Raw genomic sequence first — 1,828 nt, 5'->3', positions numbered from 1 at the left:
TTGTCGCCTGCGGGTGTGAGTCCCGTCCCGGTAGTCGTCAGGGAGCCGGGTAGCAGACTGGCAGTGTCGGGGGGAAACGCCCGGCGCTGAAGCCCAGTGTCAAGAGCCCTGAAAGTAGGGGGAGCAACCACGCGGTCCGCAGCATGAAGCGAAGCCTGCCGCGGCGTTAATCCAACCCCGTGAGGGGACCGAGGGGGTGCCGAGCCGGGAGTATCACGGCGAAGGCCATGGAAGACGTGAAGATCCTGAAGATGCAACGTCGAGGAACCCCCCGCCGTAAGGGGCGTGGAACGTGTGGAAGGCGACGATCGGAACTGGAGAAGCCCTCCTCGGCCCTGGATTCGCGTTCCAGGAGCAGCCGGTGCGTATAACCGTAGAGCGGGAAGTCGTATCGAGCCGAGAGGGTGGCGGAGGGGGCCGTATGAGCGGTCATCGGCGTGGACAACACAACCCGCCGTAGCAAAGGGCCCCTGCTTCGTTCATGTTTGGGTTGACGAGGAGGAGTCGGTGCATGGCCGGAAGGCCCAACAACACCCGTATGAATAAGACTCGGGCCTTGCAGCACAAGCTGTACCTGGCGGCCAAGCGGTCGCCGTCAAGGCGGTTCCACGCGTTGTTTGACCGGGTCTGGCGCGAAGACGTTCTCCGGCGCGCGTGGGTGGAGGTGCACGCTAACCAGGGTGCACCCGGTGTCGATGGTGTCACTATCGACGACATCAAAACTGCTGGGGTCCGGGATTTCCTGGACGATCTGGCGGTGCGGTTGCGGGATGGGACGTATCGCCCTGGCCCGGTGCGGCGGGTGTGGATTCCCAAGCCAGGGAAACCTGAGATGCGTCCGTTGGGTATTGCCAACGTGGTTGATCGGGTGGTCCAGCAGGCGCTCAAGATTGTTCTTGAGCCGATTTGGGAGGCTGATTTCCTGCCGTGCTCGTTCGGGTTCCGACCGAAACGTAGCGCGCATCAAGCCCTGCAAGCCATGCGGGAGGCGATACGGGTTGGCCGGACCTGGGTGGTTGACGCTGATATCGACAGTTTCTTCGACCGACTGGATCATGATCTTATCCTAGAATGTTTGGGGGAGAGGATTAGTGATCGGCGGGTGTTGAAACTGATCCGGGTGTTTCTGTCCGCTGGAGTGCTGGATGGCGCGGAGCTGTCGGTTTCGGTGGAGGGTGCTCCCCAGGGTGGTCCGCTGTCGCCGTTGTTGGCTAACGTGGTGTTACATCGCTTGGACAGGCAATGGCAGGAGCGGTTCAGCAGGTTGGGGGTGCTCGTACGTTACGCTGACGATGAAGTGATCTGTTGTCCGACCGAGGATCGAGCGCGTGCCGCGTTGGCGGCGTTGCAGGAGATCTTGGGCGGATTAGGGTTGCAGGTTTCGGCGGCGAAAACGCGTATCGTTGGTGTGGCGAGCGGCGAAGAAGGATTCGAGTTCTTGGGGTTCCATCATCGTATGGTGCCTTCGCGTCGATATCCGTCGCGTCGTTATCCGGCGTGCTGGCCGAGTACCAAGGCGATGAATCAGGCCCGCTCCCGGATACGGGAGTTGACTGGCCGTAACCGCTGCCACATTCCCACCCACCTGGTGGTTGCGGATATCAACCACTTTCTCACGGGATGGCGGGGTTACTTTCGTTTTGGGAACTCGACCCGGTGGTTTGCCAAGCTCGACAGATACGTGGTTGAGCGCATGGCGTTACTGATCTCCAAGCGGCACGGCCGACGAGGCCGCGGGCACGGCCTGAAACACGTGATCAGGTCAGGGAACCGGCTCGGCCTCGTCAAGCTGTCCGGAACCGTGCAGTACGGACGCATCGCGCATGCT

1 protein-coding gene is annotated in these 1,828 nt (G+C 61.7%); it reads left to right on the top strand.

Going from position 1 to position 1,828, the window contains the following annotated elements:
* Positions 1 to 511 precede the first annotated feature (511 nt).
* Positions 512 to 1,828, top strand: a 1,317-nt coding sequence (gene ltrA / locus ACWDKQ_RS36035; protein WP_450143217.1) for a group II intron reverse transcriptase/maturase, incomplete at its 3' end; no start/stop codon positions are given.

This window comes from Saccharopolyspora sp. NPDC000995, assembly GCF_053599315.1.
Note: the sequence above shows the minus strand (reverse complement) of the source record. Positions and strands in the feature narration are given on the sequence as shown.